Below are 4,375 nucleotides of genomic sequence, written 5' to 3'. Positions count from 1 at the left end.
TATTTTCTTACCCGCCAGAAGACGCGCCATGCCGTATGACCCCTGCCCCTGTCCTTCATATTTCCCTCCCTGTTGCCGTGCAAAAGCAGGTCCCAGGGCCTGATCCATTACCTTCCCCATAGAGCCTGCATAGGTAACCCGAATATCGGTACCGGCCTGCACATTCATACTCATTGCAATACCAGCAATAAGCAAAACCGCACTCAGACGTTGAAATGGCATTTTTATCCCCCTCGCTATATAAAATTGTACATATCGATTATCAGAATCCAGGGGTATAATTACAACTCCATAATCTATTGCAAAAAGTAACGATGCGGGCGCGCACCGTTACTGATCATAGTTTCGCGGCGTTTTTCAGGACAGATATCGTTTATGTATTTGCCTGTCAGTTGGTTTTGCCAGCGGGCTGAGTTATTGTCGTCTGATATTCTGGATATTACCGGATAATGGCAACCTGATCCTGATAATAAGCAAATGCAGCCAGCGCAGGGAAATCCGATACCGTATAATATTGATCCGGTACAGGTAATTTCGCCATTTGATTTCCAGGCCAGAGCTGAAGCTGCTCCAGCATATCAAACCGGTATGTCTTCCGGTAATGTGGCAGGCTCAGACGCTGTGGTGATGCCTGTTCTCCCGGGATACTTGTGGGAATACGGCTGTCATTGACATCATAATTTCGTCGCAGTACCAGAAATTTTTCCGGCACCCGTCGGTGACTGTCCCACCAACGCCCATCCAGCATGTCAAAATGAAAACGGGTGATGTTCTCAGGTCTGGCACCGAGTTGATTTAATGCCTGGTTCAGTGCGGTCTGCATTGCTGCATTATACATATCCGGCGTTGCTGTCTGCCCGTCCAGAATCAGTGATACGGCAAGCCTCGTTCCCAGCAGATTTGAATAGAGGTCTTCCGGTGAGAATGCCGAAATGGCTTCCGGAAAACCCGGAACCGATTCAAATCCATACCACTGGGCTATCTCGTGCCATGCTGCCAGCTGGAAGGCTATGTATGCTGCCATCCATGCAGCCAGCGCATAACGTTCACCGGGGGATGAGGGTGGTGTAAAAGACCTGAACACAATCCGGCGTTGTGCCAGTTCATCCTCCGGGCGCAACATAAATGCCTGCCCAAGTTCCGGTAACAGGTGAGTGAAGAGCCAGACCGTCATATCGGCACTGTCCCGTACATGCGCGGTATCTATAAATCCCCCGTGCGACGTGTAGATTATGCCGTTACGCTCGCTGCCGAACCCGACAAGCGACCCCAGGCCGTACAGAAAAGTGTCATTATAGTGGTGTCTGCCCAGGTTACCTGCCGTCACGATATTATCCAGTTTCCAGAATGGCACCGGAATTTTAAGCACCTCCACATGCAGGTTATAGCCAAACGCGCAACAGGGACGCAGACCCGCAGGTTCCGGTAACGGTGGCATGACTGGCCAGGCCCGGACATGAATACTGTCACCACTTCCGGTCAGCAACAGAGGAAGTGGCAATGCAGCCCGGGCAGATGTCATGAACAGTATCAGGTATATGAACAACATTTTTTTATTCAAAATGCCTCCCCTGTCTGAAAATAAAAACCGCTGCTGCCCCTGCCCACACCATAATCAAGACGAACGTTCATGCGCGGGCTGAACTCAAAACGGTAACCAATCCCGACTGAAGGCAGCCAGTGTCTGCGACCCGTTTCATGAAACGAAGGTGCCAGAGTCCCTGCTCCCAGCCACCCCACAATACCGTGCCGCCAGGTCAGTCTGTGACGAAGCTCAGCCTGGCCGCTGACGACATCCCTGTCGCGATAACGTCCTTCGTGGTAACCCCGCATCCGGTGGTTGTTCCCGAGTAACGGCACCATATTCCAGGGCACATCTCCCCGGCTAAAATCGCCATTCAGTTCCCAGGCCAGCACGGTCTTATTACTGAGGCCATGATAATGGCTGTAGTGCAGTGTGTATTCATCAAAACGCGCGTCGCTTCCTGTCTCCGGTGTGTACCGGGTAAAATGGATATCTGCCAGTTGTCCTGTACGGGGATTAGGCACAAAATCACGGTCATCGAAGGTCAGTACCATACTGATCCCGGAACTGAATACCGATCTTCCCTGCGGTGTACTTTCAATAAGCGAAGGGCCTCTTTTATCCGTGTTTGCTGCATGCTGCAGGTCCAGTGCCCAGCCAAGTCCCAGATACGTATGTCCGGTGAGTTGCCGGTATATCACCGGATGAAGAGTTAACGCCCGCGACGTGTACTTCTGTTTATGACTGCTGCGTTCTCCGGCATAAAACCCCTGACCGTAATAATATGTGGGGGTATTGCTTACCGAACCGTCAAGAAAAAAACGCCAGGTATCCTGCGCGAAAAAAGCATAATTGCTGAGATTAATTCCTGTGGCTCCTGTGGCACTCACATAGCCGCTGAACGACAACGTGGAGTTCTGGCTCACCGTATCATCAGACGTGGGACGATACTGACCGGCTACAGCCACTCCGGTTCCCGGCCCCAGCTCAGGTGTGTAAAACGGTCCGGGAAGGATATTCCAGCGGGTACCGGACCGGGTACTGCCTCCTGCCCGGGCCAGCCAGCTATCCAGTTGTTCATGTGATGGCAGTGACCATGCCAGGCATACAGACTGTGATCCCAGCGCCAGGAGCAGAACCAGCGAAGATTTCAGCATCAGAACCGGTATTCAGCAGAGACGAGCACACTGTTACGTTCAGCAAACCCCACTTCTGTTGTGACATTAACGTTGCGGGTGATTTCGTAATTAGCCCCCACCAGAAGATTCCAGGGGGAATGCAGGTGCTGTTTAACCTCAAAACGTCCGTTCCCGTTCTGGTCCGCCAGCGCCATCAGCCCCCCGAAACTTGCCGGTATACTCAGGTCACTCAGCTTTCCACGAAAAGTCTGCTGAACATTCTGGTACATGGTACCCACCCACACCCCCAGCTTACCGGACGGTAATGACAGACTGTCGACGCCCGGTGTGGTGAAACGATAACCCACCCGCGGAGTGAGCGTGAATGCATCGGTGTGCCCGTCAAGAATGTTAAAGTCTGTCCGGGTATAGTTGATATCCATCAGGCCATACCAGTTACCATACCCGCCAGCCAGCACAGTGCCTGCACCATATGTGGTACCGTGAAAACGAAGACTGAAATCCAGATTTTTCAGATCGCCTGACTCGTTCATTCCGTGGATAATAAAGCCGATGGGCCCATTAGCCGGACTGGCATCCACAGAGACTGTGGAATGCGAACTTCCGCGGGTTTTCCCCACAAGGGCGTAAATATTCATAAAAGGAAACAGCCAGGCGTCCAGTTTGACCGTTTTTGTAATGCTGCGCTCCCGCGTATGACTGGCCTGAATATCAAACAGGTCTGACGGAAAGGCGTAGTCCGGCCAGCCGAGTCCTGAGAACCTGATGCTGTCAACATCAATATTCTGGCGCATATTCATATAATTAATATTAATGCCAAAAGGCTCAGGCAGGTCGTAACCATGAGCCTTCGCCACTTCACCCGACAGGGGAAAGAATGAATCGTCGGGTATCAGGGGAGCTGCAGACTCAACAGGAACATGGCTGATAAGTCCGGTATTTTTTCCTGGCAACCCTGCTGCGTATACCGCAGGTACACATAAAACGGAAAGGCCGGCCAGGAGAAGTTGTACTTTTTCCATTGACACCTCTGAATAAGGGGCGAACTGAGATACACTCCGGAAAATCAAAGTGACTGCTGAAATGAAGGTATAATGAAAACCAAAGTCATATACAGGAAACGTCAATACCGACATCGTTAGCAGGCTAATTAAATGGTAAGCAGATACCGGATGACAACACTACCTGTACCAGAAAAGCACTAATGGTTAATACAAACAACGCGGGAAAATCTCAGAAGCAGACATGATCGAGCGAAAAACCTTGCCGGAAGCATCATCATCACTTTTTCGTCAACAGCTTCACAAAATTTTAGCGAGTTCGTCGTTCAGAACGAATGTTCCGGCCTTAATGCGGAGCAGTTCATAATACGTCAGTCTGTTGGCATAATCGCATGCGATTATGCATCTCTTTTCAGGCGTGACTGCCCGGGAGGATCTTCAGCTGAATACAGATGTTCAGCCTCAGCCGGCGCCATAAAAGGCGTTTTCTGGATCTCCATACAGAACCGGGTGCCGTACAGCTGCTCACGCAGACGGCAACGCATCCCCAGCTTCTTTACCAGCAGCCGGTTCTTCTCCTGCCACACTTTTTTCTCTTTCGTTTTCAGCCGCCCGGACAGCACCGACAGTTTCCCCCGGCCTTTATAAATCTCCTCAAGCAGACGGCGCTGGGCCGGCGTCACCCCGTGCGCCAGAGTTTCCCTGAACAT

At 51.4% G+C, this 4,375-nt stretch carries 3 protein-coding genes and 2 pseudogenes; all 5 read right to left on the bottom strand.

Annotated elements, in window-relative coordinates:
- Positions 1-174: pseudogene (locus HV477_RS27575) on the bottom strand (ABC transporter substrate-binding protein); the annotation flags it as partial.
- Positions 175-439: 265 nt separating this feature from the next.
- Entirely contained in the window at positions 440-1,522 is a 1,083-nt protein-coding gene (locus HV477_RS27570) for a DUF4056 domain-containing protein (RefSeq protein ID WP_254621736.1), read from the bottom strand.
- 35 nt (positions 1,523-1,557) lie between these two features.
- On the bottom strand, positions 1,558-2,682 hold the full coding sequence (locus HV477_RS27565) for a BamA/TamA family outer membrane protein (protein WP_175065711.1): 1,125 nt from the start codon (positions 2,680-2,682) through the stop codon (positions 1,558-1,560).
- A complete protein-coding gene (locus HV477_RS27560; RefSeq protein ID WP_175065710.1) occupies positions 2,682-3,686 on the bottom strand; it encodes a hypothetical protein in 1,005 nt (334 codons plus the stop codon). Before HV477_RS27560 ends, HV477_RS27565 begins: the two co-directional genes overlap by 1 nt.
- 377 nt (positions 3,687-4,063) lie before the next feature.
- Positions 4,064-4,375: pseudogene (locus tag HV477_RS27555) on the bottom strand (hypothetical protein); the annotation flags it as partial.

The organism is Salmonella sp. SG203, from assembly GCF_013350575.1.
GTDB lineage: Bacteria > Pseudomonadota > Gammaproteobacteria > Enterobacterales > Enterobacteriaceae > Salmonella > Salmonella enterica.
This window is presented reverse-complemented; position numbering and strand designations above follow the sequence as displayed.